Genomic DNA, 15,056 nt, shown 5'->3' with positions numbered 1-15,056 from the left:
GTCGATCCTACGAACGCGAGCGGATGCCGCGCGCCACCGCCGCGACATCCGCATGCCGTAGGGTGCCGACCGTGACCGACCGCCCCGCTCTCGCCCGACGCCTCGGACTCCGCGACGCGGTCGCCATCGGCCTCGCGTCGATGATCGGCGCCGGCGTGTTCGCGGTGTGGGTGCCGGCCGCACGCGCCGCCGGGGCCTGGCTCGTCGTCGGACTCGTCGCCGCGGCATTCGTGGCCTTCGCGAACGCGAGCTCGACGGGCCGGTTGGCCGCGCGGTATCCGGAATCGGGCGGCGCCTACCGCTACGGACGCGAACGACTCGGCGAGTGGCCCGGATTTCTCGCCGGGTGGGGCTTCGTGGTCGGCAAGACGGCGAGCTGCGCCGCGATGGCACTGACCGCGGCCGCCTACCTCGTGCCCGCCGCGTGGGAGAAGCCGGTCGCCGTGCTCGCCGTGCTCGTGCTCGCGGGCGTCAACCTGCTCGGGGTCACGCGCACGGCTCGCACGGCCGCGATCATCGTGGCGGTCGTGCTGCTCGTGCTCGGGCTCGTCATCGTCGGCTCGACCGTCGGACTCGCACGGGCGGGCCTGCCCGATCACGGGGCACCTTCCGCGCCCGACCTCGGCTGGTACGGCGTGCTGCAGTCGGCCGGGCTGCTCTTCTTCGCGTTCGCGGGCTACGCGCGCATCGCGACGCTCGGCGAGGAGGTGCGCGACCCCGCACGCACGATCCCGCGAGCGATCGCGACGGCGCTCGGCATCGTGGTCGCGCTGTATGCGGTGCTCGCCGCGCTGCTGCTCCTCGTGCTCGGCCCCGCCGCCCTGGCCGCATCCGATGACGCGCCGTTGGCCGACCTCGCGGCCGCGAGCGGGTGGGCGTGGCTCGCGCCCGTCGTGGCGGTCGCCGCGGCCGTCGCCGCGCTCGGCGCACTGCTCGCGCTCCTCGCGGGCATCGGGCGCACGTCGCTCGCGATGGCGCGCGACCACGAGCTTCCGGGACGACTCGCGTCGGTGCATCCCCGCACGCACGTGCCGTGGGTCGCCGAGCTCGTCGTCGCCGCGGCGATCGTCGTGCTCGTGCTCGTCGTCGATCTCCGGGGCGCGATCGGCTTCAGCTCCTTCGGCGTGCTCGCCTACTACCTCGTCGCCAACATCGCGGCTCTGACCTTGCCGAAGGAGGGGCATCGGGCTCCGCGCTGGCTGAGCGCCGCCGGGGCGTTCGGATGCGTCGTGCTCGTCGTCACCCTTCCGGTCCCGGCCGTGCTGGGCGGGCTCGCGGTGTTCGCCGTCGGCGCCGCGAATCGGCTCGTGCGCACGCGCGCGGCGAAGCGGCGAGGGCCGCAGGGCGCCGACGGGCGGCCGTGACCCGAAGGCGGGCCGCGGCTAGGCTGACGCCATGAGCGCCGACCCCTCCGCCCGCATCCTCGCCATCGCCGGAGTCCCGGCGCCGACCCTCGACGCGACGGCGTTCGTCGCCGCGGGCGCCGTGCTCGTCGGCGATGTGCGCCTCGCCGCGAACGCGAGCGTCTGGTACAACGCGGTGCTCCGCGCCGAGGCCGAGCCGATCACCGTCGGCGAGCGCTCGAACCTGCAGGACACGGTGGCGTGCCACGTCGACCGGGGCTTCCCGCTCGTGCTGGGCTCGGGCGTCTCGGTCGGTCACGGCGCGGTGCTGCACGGCTGCACCGTCGAGGACGACTGCCTCATCGGCATGAACGCGACCGTGCTGAACGGCGCCGTGATCGGCGCCGGGTCGCTCGTCGCGGCCGGCGCCGTGGTGCTCGAGGGCACCGTCGTGCCGCCCGGCTCACTCGTCGCGGGGGTGCCGGCCAAGGTGCGTCGGGGGCTCACCGACGACGAGCGGGCCGGAATCCGACGCAATGCCGAGTCATACCTCGGCCATGTCGAGCGGCACGCGGCCTCCGTCGGCTGAGGTCCCGGCAGCGGCCACGGCCGTCCACCCCGGCGTGCGCTGCACGGCCGCGACCGGTGCGCCGCCGCGCGCGCGGCGCGATCGCAGGCGTCGCACCCGGCGCACCGCTCCTCGCACTGGAACGCCGACCCCCCACGCCACCGAACCGAGCAGGCTGCGATCATGGTCGCCGAGCATGCGGCGCCGCTCGAACGCCGAACGCAGCAGGCCGCCCGAGAGATCCCGGCGCCGCGGCAACGGCCGAAGCGGCACGAGCTCGCGCGCCTCGACGAACGACTCGAGCCGGCGAACCCAGTCGGCCGCCGCCTCGGCGTGGAAGTAGTTGTCGGCCAGCCACGCGGCATCCGCTGCCTTGAACCGGCCCTCGACGAGGTCGACCGTCGACCCGATCAGCCCCGACCCCTCGAAGACGACGTTGATCATCGCGGGCGTGACCCCGTAATCGTCGATCACGAGCGCCGGCAGGTCGAGCGCGACCGCCTCGAGCACGGCCGTCGAGCTCACCGTGACGAGCGCGGCGGCGGTGGCGAGCTTCTCCGCCATCGGGCCGTCCTCGACGACGAGGTTCGCCGGCGGGTCGACCTCGGGCAGGAGGTCGGCGTAGTCGAAGTTCTCGTCGTGGGTCTGCGCCTCGCCGCGGCGGGCGCGCACCTTCACGACGACGCGCTGCCCGGGTCGGCGCCGCGCAAGCTCGGCCAGGCCGCCGAGCAGGTGCACACGGTCCTCGCGCGAGGCGGGCACCTTGGCCTGCGTCGCGAAGACGATGTCGGTCCGTGCAGGCCCGTCGACACGGGGGGCGGATGTCGCGTGCGCCGCCTCGGCGGTCCGCCCCCCGTCGAGTGTGGGAGTCGCCTCGCCCCCGGCCTTCGCGGCGTCCGTCGCCGGGTCGGCCGGAGCACCCGCGAGGAACGGCAGGGTCGCGAGCGCGAACGTCGTGCCGAGACCCAGCTCGGCCGCGTTCGCACGGAACTCGCGCACCTCGCGGCGGCTGTGCAGCACCACGAGGTCGGTCTGCTCGCGGTAGATCACGGCCTTCGGCACGGCCGGGATCGTGAGGCCAGGGAACCCGCTCACGAGCACCGGACGGTTCGCCCGCCCTTCGAGCAACGGCGCGACGACCCGCACGAACGGTCCGCGCAGCGACAGCAGCACCGCGTGCGGATCGAACACGTCGAGCAGACCGTCGAGGTCGTCGAGGTGCACGACCTCCGCCTGCGACGGAGAGAACCTCGTGCCCGCGAGCGCGTGCCGCAGCTGCGCCGGGCTCGGCTGCACGGGCGAGGCGAGCACCACGAGCTGCACCCGCCACGTCGGCGGAAGCGTCGACGCGAGCGCCGCACCCCACTTCACGTACGAGTCGGAGTCGGCGACGACGAGCAGACGCCGCCCCGCGGCATCCGTCGCCCCCGATGCCGTGCCCGTGCCGTGCCCGGGAACCGAGCGGTCGAACATCACGCGGGCACGCGGCGGAGCTTCGCGCGCGGCGCCTCCTCGCCGGGGAACACCCGCTTCACCCCGTCGCCCATGGCGTCGCCGATGATGCGGATGTCGCGCACGAGGTGCTCGAAGCCCTGCGGCTCGAGCGACGCGGCCTGGTCGGAACCCCACATGGCCCGGTCGAGCGTGATGTGGCGTTCGACGGCGACGGCGCCGAGGGCGACCGCGGCGAGCGAGATCTGCAGGCCGCGCTCGTGGCCCGAGTACCCGATCGGAACGCCGGGGTAGCGCGATCCCAGGGTCTGGATCATGCGCAGGTTCGCCTCGTGCTCTGGCATCGGGTAGCTCGACGTGGCGTGCATCACGACGAGACGGTCGCGGTCGAGGCGGTCGACGGCGCGGTCGATCTCGTCGATGGTCGACATGCCCGTCGAGAGGATGATCGGCTTGCCCGTGGCCGCGAGCGCGTCGAGCAGGTCGAGGTCGGTGATCGACGCCGACGCGACCTTGTGCGCGACGACGTCGAGCCCCTCGAGGAACGCGACCGAGGGCACGTCCCACGGGGAGGCGAACCAGTCGACGCCCGCGCGCATCGCGTACGAGGCGATCTCGAGGTACTCGGCCTCGCCGAACTCGACGCGGTGGCGGTACTCGAGGTAGGTCATGGTGCCCCACGGCGTCTCGCGGAGCACATCGCGCATGTGCTCGGGCGTCGCGATCTCGGGCGTGCGCTTCTGGAACTTCACCGCCTGCGCTCCGGCCTCGACGGCCACGTCGATGAGTCGCTTCGCGATCTCGACGTCGCCGTTGTGGTTGAGCCCGATCTCGCCGATGACGTAGACGGGGTTTCCGGGGCCGATCAGGGATCTTCCGATGCGCACCGACATGTGCTGCTCCTCGCGGTCAGCGCGCCGAAGCGCGCGCGTGGTGGTGGTGGTGGTTGGTGGTGTCCGGCTCGAGCGCGGCGAGGTGTCTCGCCGCGTGGTCGCGCGAGGCGATGACGAGATCGGCGAGCTCCCGCACGGCGCCGTGGCCGCCCGTGCGGTCGAGCACGTGCCTCGCCGCGGCGAGCACGTCGGGCACGGCGTCGCGCACGGCGACGGGCCAGCCGACGAGGTCGAGCGCGGGCAGGTCGTTGCGGTCGTTGCCGACGTAGGCGATGCGATCGAGGCTGATGCCGCGGGTCTCGGCCCACTCGGCGAGCGCCTCGCCCTTCGCGTCGACGCCGTGCAGGCACTCGACGCCGAGCTTCTCGGCCCGGCGGGCGACGACGGGGTTCGCCTCGGCGCTGAGGATCAACACGGGCACGCCCGCCGCCCGCAGCCGGGCGACGCCGGCGCCGTCGCTGCGGCTCACGCGCACCGACTCCCGGCCGAGGGTGTCGACCCACGCGGTGTCGTCGGTGTGCACGCCGTCGAAGTCGGTGACGACCGCGTCGACGTCGACGATCGGATGCCGGGGGTCGCCGTTCGCGGCGAGCGCGTCGACGGCCGGGGCGAGCAGGCGTGCGCGCCCGAGGTCGCCGGCGTCGTCGATCTCGATCGCGTGCGCCGGATCGACGGGGGCGATGCCGACCCGGCCGAAGAATCGGTGGCCGGACTGCACGAAGCCGTCGGCGCGCATGACGTAGAAGGCGCCGGTCTCGGCGTACTCGGGCTCGCGGTCCTGGCGGCGAGGGCGGGCGGATGCCTCGTGGTTGACGCCGACGGCGCCGTCGGCCGTCTCGCGCCAGAGGAACACGTGGCTCGCCACGGCCGAGAAGACGACGTCCTCGTCGCCGCGCTGCACGCGCTCGACGGCGAGGTCGAGCGCGGCGGGATCGAGGAACGGCGACGTCGCCTGCACGAACACGAGCACCTCGGGGCGGGCGCCCGTGTGCGCGGCCACGCTGTGCAGCGCGTGCAGCAGTGCGGACTCCGAGCTGGCGGTGTCGCCGGCGAGGTCGGCCGGCCTGCGGACCACGCCCGCTCCGGCCGCCTGCGCGACCTCGGCGATGCGGTCGTCGTCGGTCGAGACGAGCACGGCGTCGATGCGGCGGGCCGCGAGGGCGGAGCGCACCGCCCTCGTGACGAGGGGCACTCCCCCGACCTCGGCGAGGTTCTTGCCGGGCAGGCCCTTCGAGCCGCCCCGCGCCGGGATCACGGCGATCACCCGCGGGTCGGGGTGCATGGCGCGACCCGACGGCCGCCCGTCTTCGAGCATGCTGCGACGCTACGGTCGGCCGCTTGCCGCGCCCTTGCCGTCCGGTGATCGGCCGGTGAACGACGAGCGACCGACAGGCGACCCGGGTGCAGCCGAGCCGCAGCCGAGCCGCAGCCGACCCTCAGGTCGTGCCGCGCCGGCGCGCGCCCGGCCCTCGCCGCCGCAGACCGCGCAGAGGACGACGGATGCCGCGGGCGTCGGCCCGCGGCATCCGTTCGTGCTGGTGGTTCGACCTACCGGAGCTCGGCCGCCTTGACGACGTTCGCGAGCAGCATGGCGCGGGTCATCGGCCCGACGCCGCCGGGGTTCGGCGAGAGGTGGCCGGCGACCGCGGCGACCGCCGGGTCGACGTCGCCCGTGAGCCGGCCCTTGCCCGTCGCCGGGTCCTCGACGCGCGTGATGCCCACGTCGAGAACCGCGGCACCCGGCTTGACCCAGTCGGGCCTGATCAGGTTCGGCACGCCCACGGCGGCCACGACGATGTCGCCGCGGCGCACCTCCGCGGCCAGGTCGACCGTGCGCGAGTGCGTGAGCGTGACCGTCGCGTCGAGCCCCTTGCGGGTCAGCAGCAGGCCGAGCGGGCGCCCGACCGTGATGCCGCGGCCGATGACCGCGACGTGGCGGCCCGAGATCGGCACGTCGTAGCGCTGCAGCATCTCGACGATGCCCGCCGGGGTGCACGGCAGCGGCGACGCGAGCTCGCCCGCGACGCCGAGCACGAGCCGCCCGAGGTTGGTCGGGTGCAGGCCGTCGGCGTCCTTGTCGGGGTCGATGAGCTCGAGCATCGCGTTCTCGTCGTGCCCCGCGGGCAGCGGCAGCTGCACGATGTAGCCGGTGACCTCGGATGCCGCGTTCAGGTCGGCGATCGCGGCGCGCACGTCGGCCGGGGTCGCCGTGGCCGGCAGGTCGACCCGGATCGACTCGATGCCGACCTCGGCGCAGTCGCGGTGCTTGCCCGCGACGTACGAGCGCGAACCCGGGTCGTCGCCGACGAGCAGCGTGCCGAGGCCGGGCACGACGCCCTTCGCGCGGAGCGCCGCGATGCGCGACGCCAGCTCGGACTTGACGGCGGTGGCCGTGGCCACGCCGTCGAGCGTGATGGCGGTCATCGGCGGCCTACTGGGCGAGGCCCGGGTAGAGCGGGAAGGCCGCCGTGAGGGCCTCGACGCGCGAACGCAAGGACGCGACATCCGCCTCGCCCTGGAGCGCGAGCGCGATGATGTCGGCGACCTCGGTGAACTCGACGTCGCCGAAGCCGCGGGTCGCGAGCGCCGGGGTGCCGATGCGCAGGCCGGAGGTGACCATCGGCGGGCGCGGGTCGAACGGCACCGAGTTGCGGTTCACGGTGATGAGCGCCTCGTGCAGGAGGTCTTCGGCCTGCTGGCCGTCGATCTTCGAGTTGCGGAGGTCGGCGAGCACGAGGTGCACATCGGTGCCGCCCGTGAGCACGTCGACGCCGGCCGCACGCGAGTCGTCGGCCGTGAGGCGGTCGGCGAGGATCTGCGCGCCGCGGATGGTGCGCGCCTGGCGGTCCTTGAACTCCTCGGAGGCCGCGATCTTGAACGCCGTGGCCTTGGCCGCGATGACGTGCATGAGCGGGCCGCCCTGCTGGCCAGGGAACACGTTGGAGTTCAGCTTCTTCGCGAGCTCGGTGTCGCGCGAGACGATGAAGCCCGAGCGGGGGCCGCCGATGGTCTTGTGCACCGTGCTCGACACGACGTCGGCGTAGGGCACGGGCGACGGGTGCAGGCCCGCGGCCACGAGGCCCGCGAAGTGCGCCATGTCGACCCAGAGCTTCGCGCCCACCTCGTCGGCGATCGCGCGGAACGCGGCGAAGTCGAGGTGACGGGGGTACGCCGACCAGCCGGCGATGATGACCTGCGGCTTGTGCTCGAGGGCCTTGTCGCGCACGACGTTCATGTCGACGAGGAAGGTCTCGGGGTCGACGCCGTACGACACGGCGTTGTAGAGCTTGCCCGAGAAGTTGAGCTTCATGCCGTGCGTGAGGTGGCCGCCGTGCGCGAGCTCGAGGCCGAGGATCGTGTCGCCGGGCGTCGCGATCGCCGAGAGCACGGCCGCGTTCGCGGTCGCGCCGGAATGGGGCTGCACGTTGGCGTACTCGGCGCCGAACAGGCTCTTCGCGCGCTCGATCGCGAGCGACTCCGCGATGTCGACGTACTCGCAGCCGCCGTAGTAACGGCGACCGGGGTAGCCCTCGGCGTACTTGTTGGTGAGCACCGACCCCTGCGACTGCAGCACCGAGACGGGAACGAAGTTCTCGCTCGCGATCATCTCGAGGTAGTCGCGCTGGCGACCGAGCTCGAGTTCGAGCACCTCGGCGATCTCGGGATCGACCTCGGAGAGGGGGGCGTTGAAAACGGACTCGGCCAAGACTGGCTCCTTCTTACGGTACGGATTGAACGAGGGTTCGACCTCGTGCGACTCGCGCGACGAGGCATCCGCACCGGCCCAGGCGTACGGTCGGTACTCGCCAGTCGCTCCCCGATGGGAATCCATCTCAACGCCAGTCGCGACCCCGCAAGCATAGCAACGGATGCCGCGGGCGCGAGATCCGGATCGACGTGGGATCGGTCGTCGGCACCGGGTCAGCCGGCTCGGCCCTGTCGCTGCGGCCCTTCGGATGCCAAGATGGGAGCCGCGCCGCTGTGTTAGGAATCCTTCGCATTCCCGCGCGGTGCCCGAGCACCCCGAGGACGCATGCCACGACGCACCCGCACCATCGCACGCCGGCCCGTGCTCTTCGTCGGACTCGTGCTCGCAGCCGTGACCGCGGCGACCCTCACCGCGTGCACCGCACCGGCCCAGAACGGAGAACCCATGACCGGCATCGTGCCGGCGCCGATCAGCGCCGACTACCCCGACCGGGCGCCCTTCGCGCTCGACACCGACACGCGATTCGTCGCCACGGGCGAGGGTGCGGCGGCCGTCGCCCGGACCTTCGCCGCGTTCGCACGCGTGTCGACGGGCTTCGAACTGCCGGTCGTCGAGGGCTCGGGTGGAGCGGATGCCGCGGCATCCGACATCTCGTTCGTGATCGCCGCGGGCGAGGCGCCCGACGACGCGCCCCTCGGCGAGGCGGAGGGGTACACGCTCGAATCCGGATCCGACGGCGTGCGCCTCGCGGCAGACACCCCCGCCGGGCTGTTCCGCGCGAGCCAGTCGTTGCGCCAGCTGCTGCCCGCCGAGATCGAGCGCACGGATGCCGCGAAGCCGCCCGCCGACGGATGGCTCGTGCCCGCGGCATCCGTCGCCGACGCGCCCCGGTTCGCCTACCGCGGCTCGATGCTCGACGTCGCGCGCCACTTCTTCCCGGTCGAGGACGTGCTCGACCACATCGACCGCATCGCCCTGCTGAAGCTCAACGTGCTGCACCTGCACCTCACCGACGACCAGGGCTGGCGGCTGCAGATCGACTCGTGGCCCGAGCTCACCGGCATCGGCGCCTCGACGTCGACCGGGGGCGACGGCGGGGGCTTCTACACGAAGGACGACTACCGGCGCATCGTCGAGTACGCCGCCGAACGGTTCGTGACCGTCGTGCCCGAGATCGACCTGCCCGGGCACACGAACGCCGCGCTCAGCGCCTACCCCGAGCTGAACTGCGACGGTGTCGCACCCAGACCGTACGAGGGCATCGAGGTCGGCTTCTCGTCGCTCTGCGCCACCCCCGAACGCGCCGAGGTCACCGACCGGTTCCTCGCCGACGTGCTCGGCGAGGTCGCCGACCTCACGCCCGGCCCGTGGCTGCACGTTGGCGGCGACGAGTCGCTCGCGACCTCGGAGGCCGACTACCTCGACCTCGTGCGGCGCATCACGGCCGCGGGCGCGGCGACCGGCAAGACGGTCGTCGGCTGGCACGAGATGGGCGCCTCGCGCGAACTGCCGGCGGGCACCGTCGGGCAGTACTGGGACTTCGTGGCGCCGCGCGAGGACGCCGCGCCCCTCACGACCTCGTTCGTCGAGCAGGGCGGGAGCGTCATCCTCTCCCCCGCCGACGTCGCCTACCTCGACATGAAGTACCCCGACGACCCCGATGGCCCGCTCGGCACGAAGCTCGGGCAGCTCTGGGCCGACGGGCCCACGACGCTCGAGGAGGCCTACGGCTGGGAACCCACCTCGATCGTGCCCGGGCTCGCCGAGTCGGACATCCTCGGCATCGAGGCCCCCGTCTGGACCGAGACGATCAGCACCTCGCCCGACCTGGAGTTCATGGTCTTCCCGCGGATCGCGGCGATCGCCGAGATCGCCTGGTCACCGGCACCTTCCGATGACGCGCCGACCTCGGACCGGCCCGTGGTCGAGGGGGGAGCGCGCGACGTCGAGGACTTCCACGCCCGCCTCGCCGCTCTCGGCACCCACCTCGACGCCCTCGGTGTCTCGTACCGCAAGGTCGGCGGAGTGCCCTGGGTCGGGTAGCGCCCGCTTCACGCGGTCGCGGGGCGCTGCCCGACCCCCGTTCGGCTCAGCCGCAGGACCGCGCCTGATACGCGGCCGACGTGGTGCTCGGCATGCCCGCACCGTCGGTTGCGATGGCCTCGACGTCGACGTCACCGGCACCGAGTTCGGCCTGACGCGTCGTGAAGGCGTGGTACACCTTCGCCCCCGGCGCCACGGCGGTGAACGTCTTGGTGCCGTACTCGCTCGCGAACGTGATGTCGACCGGCTCCTCGGCTCGGTTCAGGCCCGTGACCGTGAGCACCGCCCGGGAGCCCATGCACCGGCTGCCGGCAGCAGCCTCGACCTCGGGCCCGCCGCCCGCCGCCGTCACGCTGAACTCCGCGACGACCCGACCGTCGGAGCCCACGACGCGCCCGGCGTGGACGCCCGACTCCTCGTAGGTGTGCGAGCCGGTGATCGCGTAGGCGCCGGCCGCATTCAACGAGCCTCGCACCCGGTCGGGCCGGAACGTCGCGGGCGTGCTCGCCCCGTCGCCCCATTCGATCGTCGCGCTGAACGCGTCGAGGTCGCTCGTGCTGATCCCGTCGGCGTCATTGGTGCGGTCGACCGAGACGGTCGCGCCCGTGGCATCGGCCTTGGTGCCCGGTGCGTACAGGGCGCCCACCTCGAGTTCGGCCGCCGTCCCGGCGTCGACCGTGGCATCCACGCCCACCCCCTGGGCGAACCACGTGGCCTGCGGGGTGTCGTAGTAGTTGACTCCCGCGGCGGTCAGGCGGGCGCCGATCGCACCGACGCGCAGCGCGAAGTCGACGGCGTCGCGCTTCGCCTGCGGCGACCAACCCATCTCGGCGTGGGCGATGGCCCGCGGGAAGATCATGAACTGCGCCTGATCGGCACCTCGGATCGTCTCGCTCCACATCGGCGCCTCGGGGCCGGCGATCTGGCCCTCGGTCACGCCGGGAATGAACGTCGCGGGGTCCCACGAGTAGTACTGCGTGATGTCGCAGGTGCCCGAGCATGCCCAGGTGAGCCCGATCGGCGTCTTCGAGTTGTACTTCATGTCGATGTACGAGCTCGAGCCTCGGGAGGCGACGATCTTCGCACCGGCCGCGGCCGCGGCGGGGAGGGCGGCGGTCGAGCCCGCCCAGTACTGCACGTGGTCGCCCGGCTGCATCGCCGAGGTCGTGCGGGCGATCTCGTTCCAGCCGTTGGCGTTCTTGCCGAGGTCGTGCACGATGTCGAGCACGCGTGCCACGAAGGCGTCGAACTTCGCCGCACCGTACCGCGCCACCATGTCGTGCGACTCGTCGCCGCCGATGTGGATCATGTCGCCGGGCGTGATGGCCGAGAGCTGGTCGAGCACGTGCTCGATGAACGTGAACGTGACCTCGCTGTCGGGATCCAGGTAGGAGTACCCGACGTTGCCGGTGCCGTTGTGGGGTGCGGTGGGCTGGGCCGGGGTCGCCGGGTGCGAGGAGCCGGGCGTGTTCAGCTGCGGGATCGCGGCGAGCGCCGCGTTCGTGTGCCCGGGCAGGTCGATCTCGGGGATGACCTGCACGAAGCGGTCCTGTGCGTACGCCACGATCTCCTGGTAGTCGGCCTGCGTGTAGAAGCCGGTGATGCCGGGGGCGCCGGCGAGGCCGCCCTGCGACATCGCGGTGGCGCCGGAGACCGAGGTCAGCAGCGAGTAGTCGATCGTGTCGCCGGCCGCTCGGCCTTCGTTCGTGATCTGGATGCGCCAGCCCTGGTCGTCGGCGAGGTGAAGGTGGAGCCGGTTCATCTTGAACGAGGCGATCGCGTCGATGGTCCGCTTGATCTCATCGACGGTCTGGAACGACCGCGCGACGTCGACCATGATGCCGCGGTAGCCGAACCGGGGCGAGTCCTCGATCTCGAGCGCCGGCGTGGTCCAGTCGGCCTGCACGGCGGTCGGCGACTCCGCGCCGGCCGGGAAGAGCTGCCGCAGCGTCTGCACCCCGTTGAAGGCGCCGTGCGGGTCGGCGGCCGAGATGCTCGCGCCCGCGTCGCTCGCACTGAGCTCGTAGGCCTCGGCCTCGCCGTCGCCGACCGCGGGGTCGGAGCTGAGCACGATGTCGGATGCCGTGGGCTCGCCGCTCTCGACGACCGGGAGGTCGTACCCGGTCGATGCGCGCAGCCGCTCGGCGAGCTGGTCCGCGACGGCGGCGAACTCGGAGTCGGTGATGACGCGGGATTCGGGTGACAGCGAGAAGCCGTCGCCCTCGAGCGAGGTCAGGGTGGCGGGGATCGGGACGAGTCCGAGCGGCGCGACGGCCTTGGGCTCGGGTCCGGTCCAGGCCTCGAGCTCCCACAGGGACATGCCGTAGAACGACCCTCCGATCGGCGTGCGCTTGACGCCCTGCATGCGGACGTAGGCGACCTCGCCCGCTGCGACGACCGACACGCGGTCGACCCCGCCGCACGTGCCGGCGAGCACTGGGCTCGCGTCGTTCCACGTCGAGCCGTCGAGGGAGACCTGCACCTTGTACTGGGCGGCGCAGGCCGCCTCCCACCGCAGCGTCACGTGATCGAGCCGCGTCGGTGCCGCGAGCTTCACCTGCAGCCACGCCGCGTCGCTGTAGTTGGAGGACCAGCGCGAGTGCTCCCCGCTCGGGAGCTGGTCGGGATCTCCGTCGATGGCCTTCTCGGGGCCCCATTTCGCGAGTTCCGAGCCGGATGCGGTCGCCACTGCGCCCGCGGACGCGAGCGCGACGTTCTCGACCTCGGATTCCGCCCCGCTCGCGGGTGCGGCGGCGAGGCCGGTGGCGATGACGACGGCGATCGTCAGGCCGAACCAGCGTAGGAGGGATGTCTTCATCGTCAGTCTCCAGTCCGCCCGACACCGGGCTCGTTCGCGACCTTACTATGTTTACTGAATGAAGAATAGAGTCGATCGCTGCCGCAGCCATCGACGTGGAGATGGGAAACTCGACCATGCGATCTGTCGCCTCAGGCACCGGCCTCGCCGTGCTGTCCGACCTGCCCGACAACCACGACGCGCACACGATCCGTCGTGCGAACCTCCGACGCGCCTTCCAACTCGTCCTCCGCGGAGAGGGCGCGGCGACTCGCGCGATGATCGCGCGGGAGACCGGGCTGACCTCGGCGACGGCGTCATCGCTCGTCGCCGAGCTGATCGAGTCGGGCTTCGTCGTCGACGGCCGGCCGGCGGCGAGCACCGGTGGCAAGCCGGCGACCAGGCTCGAGGTCGCGCAGGACGACAACCTGCTCGTCGTGTTCGTGGTGTTCCCCCGTGAGACCAAGGTCGGCGTGCTCACGGCATCGGGCAGGACGATCCACCAGGAGACCGTTCCCAACGACCCCGCGGACATCGCCGGCTCGATCAGCGAGCTGGCCGCCCGAACGCGCGCCGGGTTCGAGGGCCGACTCCTCGCGGCGGGCGTCCAGGTCCCGGGCACGACCGATGGCCGGATCGTGCACGAGAGCGTCCAACTCGGCTGGCGTGACGTCGCCCTCGCCGCGATCGTCGAGGACGTCCTCGACGTCCCGGCGTTCGTGGTGAACGACGTGGACGCCGGCGCCATCGCCGAGGCGGTGCTCCGGCCGGTGTCGCTCCGCCTGTTCGTCCACCTCGGCGAGGGCATCGGCGCCGCGACCACGGCCATGACCACGGTGCAGCGCGGCGCGACGGGCCGTGCCGGCGAGATCGGCCACGTCCGCGTGATCTACGAGGGGCTGCGCGAGAAATGCCGATGCGGCCTGACCGGATGCCTCGAGTCGACGTCCTCGATGGTCGCGATGCTCGGCGACGCCTATCACGACGGCCTGCCCCTCGACGAGGCCGAACGACTCGCACGCGCGCACGCCGGTAGCGGCACCCTGCTCACGGGCGCCGTCGCGCTCTCGCGCGCCCTCCGCATGATGGGCGCGCTCCTCGATCCCGTCGAGATCGTGCTCGGCGGGTCCGCACCCGCGCTCGGGGCGGAGTTCCTCGGCGATCTCCGCGATCAGCTCGAGATGTACGCGGCCGAGGGGACCGCGCCGATCGTCGTGCGGTACGCGTCTCTGGGTGCCGGCATGTTCCTCGGTGCCGGCCAGCACGCGCTCCAGTCCTCCATCGGGGTGAGCTGGCACGGCGCCGACGGACGTGACTCCGTCGGCGCCGCCTGAGGGGGACCTACTTCACGCTGCCCGCCGTGAGGCCGCCGACGAGGCGCTTCTCGATGAGCATGAACAGGATGACCACCGGCACGATCGCGACGATCGAGACGCCGAACACGTACTGCCACGAGGTCTCGTACTGCCCCACGAACTTGGTCAACGCGACGGAGAGGGGCTGGTTGCCCGCCGTCGAGAGGATGACGAGGGAGGCCGCGAACTCGTTCCAGCACGCGACGAACGTGAACACGATGGCCGTGACGATGCCCGGCCAGACGAGCGGGAGGCTGATCTTGAACAGCACGGTCAACCGGTTCGCGCCGTCGATCTGCGCGGCCTCGTCGACCTCCTTCGGGATGCCGGCGAAGAACGAGTGCATGATCCACACGGCGAAGGAGAGGTTGAACGCCGCGTTGATAAGGATCATCGCCGCCCAGGTGTCGATGAGGTCGAACGCGAGGAACTGCCGGAAGAGGCCCGAGGTGAGCACCGCGGGCTGGAGCATCTGCGTCACGATGACGAGGAAGAGGAACACCATGCGCCCCGGGAAGTGGAACCGCGCGGTGTAGTACGCGGCCGGCATCGCGACGAGGAGCACGAGGAGGGTCGCGAACACCGAGATGACGATCGTCGAGATGAGGTTCTGCACGAGGGGCGTCTCGGGCGTGGACCACATGTTGACGTAGTTCTCCCAGTGCCACTCGACCGGGAAGTACGTCGGGTCCACCGACCGGATCTGCGACTTCGTCTTGACGGAGCCGAAGAACATGATCGTGTACGGCAGCACGAAGATGCCGAGCACGATGAGGCCGGCGAGCATGCGCAGGAGCACCTTGCCGATCGGCACCTGGTCCTCGGTGTAACGGCGCTTGCGAGCGGATGCCGCGGGCGGGGCGATCGTCTCGAACGCGGGTGCGGTGACGGCCACG

11 protein-coding genes and 1 riboswitch are annotated in these 15,056 nt (G+C 72.2%); of the genes, 4 read left to right on the top strand and 7 right to left on the bottom strand.

The features are described 5' to 3' along the window. Positions 1-23: 23 nt before the first annotated feature. Positions 24-1,364, top strand: a complete 1,341-nt coding sequence (locus ATC03_RS06070) for an APC family permease (protein WP_198168733.1) — start codon at positions 24-26, stop codon at positions 1,362-1,364. Positions 1,365-1,395: 31 nt separating this feature from the next. Continuing rightward, positions 1,396-1,932 carry a gamma carbonic anhydrase family protein gene (locus tag ATC03_RS06065; protein WP_067874385.1) on the top strand — a complete coding sequence of 179 codons (537 nt, stop codon included), beginning with the start codon at positions 1,396-1,398 and terminating at the stop codon, positions 1,930-1,932. On the opposite strand, the gene ATC03_RS06060 is transcribed toward ATC03_RS06065, so the two are convergent. The 5 genes from ATC03_RS06060 to glyA form a co-directional block, all read right to left on the bottom strand. Further along, positions 1,888-3,384 carry a DUF6716 putative glycosyltransferase gene (locus ATC03_RS06060; RefSeq protein WP_335622276.1) on the bottom strand — a complete coding sequence of 499 codons (1,497 nt, stop codon included), beginning with the start codon at positions 3,382-3,384 and terminating at the stop codon, positions 1,888-1,890. The two genes, ATC03_RS06065 and ATC03_RS06060, sit on opposite strands and share 45 nt — an antisense overlap. Further along, positions 3,384-4,256, bottom strand: a complete 873-nt coding sequence (locus ATC03_RS06055) for an N-acetylneuraminate synthase family protein (RefSeq protein WP_067874367.1) — start codon at positions 4,254-4,256, stop codon at positions 3,384-3,386. The genes ATC03_RS06060 and ATC03_RS06055 overlap by 1 nt, the downstream gene beginning before the upstream one ends. A 16-nt stretch (positions 4,257-4,272) precedes the next feature. Next, positions 4,273-5,571 (bottom strand): acylneuraminate cytidylyltransferase, encoded by a 1,299-nt coding sequence (locus ATC03_RS06050; protein ID WP_084003335.1) that lies wholly within the window; start codon positions 5,569-5,571, stop codon positions 4,273-4,275. A gap of 233 nt (positions 5,572-5,804) precedes the next feature. After that, entirely contained in the window at positions 5,805-6,680 is an 876-nt protein-coding gene (locus ATC03_RS06045) for a bifunctional methylenetetrahydrofolate dehydrogenase/methenyltetrahydrofolate cyclohydrolase (RefSeq protein WP_067874363.1), read from the bottom strand. A 7-nt stretch (positions 6,681-6,687) separates the two neighbouring features. Beyond that, positions 6,688-7,962 carry a serine hydroxymethyltransferase gene (gene glyA, locus ATC03_RS06040; protein WP_055856135.1) on the bottom strand — a complete coding sequence of 425 codons (1,275 nt, stop codon included), beginning with the start codon at positions 7,960-7,962 and terminating at the stop codon, positions 6,688-6,690. A gap of 69 nt (positions 7,963-8,031) precedes the next feature. Next, positions 8,032-8,113, bottom strand: a riboswitch (ZMP/ZTP riboswitch). 176 nt (positions 8,114-8,289) lie between these two features. Between glyA and ATC03_RS06035 the strand changes: the two genes are divergently transcribed. After that, positions 8,290-10,008, top strand: a complete 1,719-nt coding sequence (locus ATC03_RS06035; RefSeq protein ID WP_227820244.1) for a family 20 glycosylhydrolase — start codon at positions 8,290-8,292, stop codon at positions 10,006-10,008. Positions 10,009-10,054: 46 nt separating this feature from the next. Here ATC03_RS06035 and ATC03_RS06030 read toward each other — a convergent pair whose 3' ends face one another. Then, on the bottom strand, positions 10,055-12,826 hold the full coding sequence (locus ATC03_RS06030; RefSeq protein WP_067874360.1) for a family 20 glycosylhydrolase: 2,772 nt from the start codon (positions 12,824-12,826) through the stop codon (positions 10,055-10,057). 116 nt (positions 12,827-12,942) lie between these two features. Here ATC03_RS06030 and ATC03_RS06025 point away from each other — a divergent pair, with 116 nt between their 5' ends. Then, entirely contained in the window at positions 12,943-14,139 is a 1,197-nt protein-coding gene (locus tag ATC03_RS06025) for an ROK family transcriptional regulator (protein WP_084003696.1), read from the top strand. 7 nt (positions 14,140-14,146) lie between these two features. Here the strand turns inward: ATC03_RS06025 and ATC03_RS06020 are convergent, their stop codons facing one another. Next, a complete protein-coding gene (locus ATC03_RS06020; protein ID WP_227820243.1) occupies positions 14,147-15,055 on the bottom strand; it encodes a carbohydrate ABC transporter permease in 909 nt (302 codons plus the stop codon). Between the last annotated feature and the right edge of the window lies 1 nt (position 15,056).

It is taken from the genome of Agromyces aureus, from assembly GCF_001660485.1.
Classification (GTDB): Bacteria; Actinomycetota; Actinomycetes; order Actinomycetales; family Microbacteriaceae; genus Agromyces; species Agromyces aureus.
This window is presented reverse-complemented; position numbering and strand designations above follow the sequence as displayed.

Bases quoted from the DNA above. Each gene is read 5' to 3' on its own strand.
- ATC03_RS06070 (WP_198168733.1), top strand. From the start codon at position 24: ATGCCGCGCGCCACCGCCGCGACATCCGCATGCCGTAGGGTGCCGACC.
- ATC03_RS06065 (WP_067874385.1), top strand. From the start codon at position 1,396: ATGAGCGCCGACCCCTCCGCCCGCATCCTCGCCATCGCCGGAGTCCCG.
- ATC03_RS06060 (WP_335622276.1), bottom strand. From the start codon at position 3,384: ATGTTCGACCGCTCGGTTCCCGGGCACGGCACGGGCACGGCATCGGGG.
- ATC03_RS06055 (WP_067874367.1), bottom strand. From the start codon at position 4,256: ATGTCGGTGCGCATCGGAAGATCCCTGATCGGCCCCGGAAACCCCGTC.
- ATC03_RS06050 (WP_084003335.1), bottom strand. From the start codon at position 5,571: ATGCTCGAAGACGGGCGGCCGTCGGGTCGCGCCATGCACCCCGACCCG.
- ATC03_RS06045 (WP_067874363.1), bottom strand. From the start codon at position 6,680: ATGACCGCCATCACGCTCGACGGCGTGGCCACGGCCACCGCCGTCAAG.
- ATC03_RS06035 (WP_227820244.1), top strand. From the start codon at position 8,290: ATGCCACGACGCACCCGCACCATCGCACGCCGGCCCGTGCTCTTCGTC.
- ATC03_RS06030 (WP_067874360.1), bottom strand. From the start codon at position 12,826: ATGAAGACATCCCTCCTACGCTGGTTCGGCCTGACGATCGCCGTCGTC.
- ATC03_RS06025 (WP_084003696.1), top strand. From the start codon at position 12,943: ATGCGATCTGTCGCCTCAGGCACCGGCCTCGCCGTGCTGTCCGACCTG.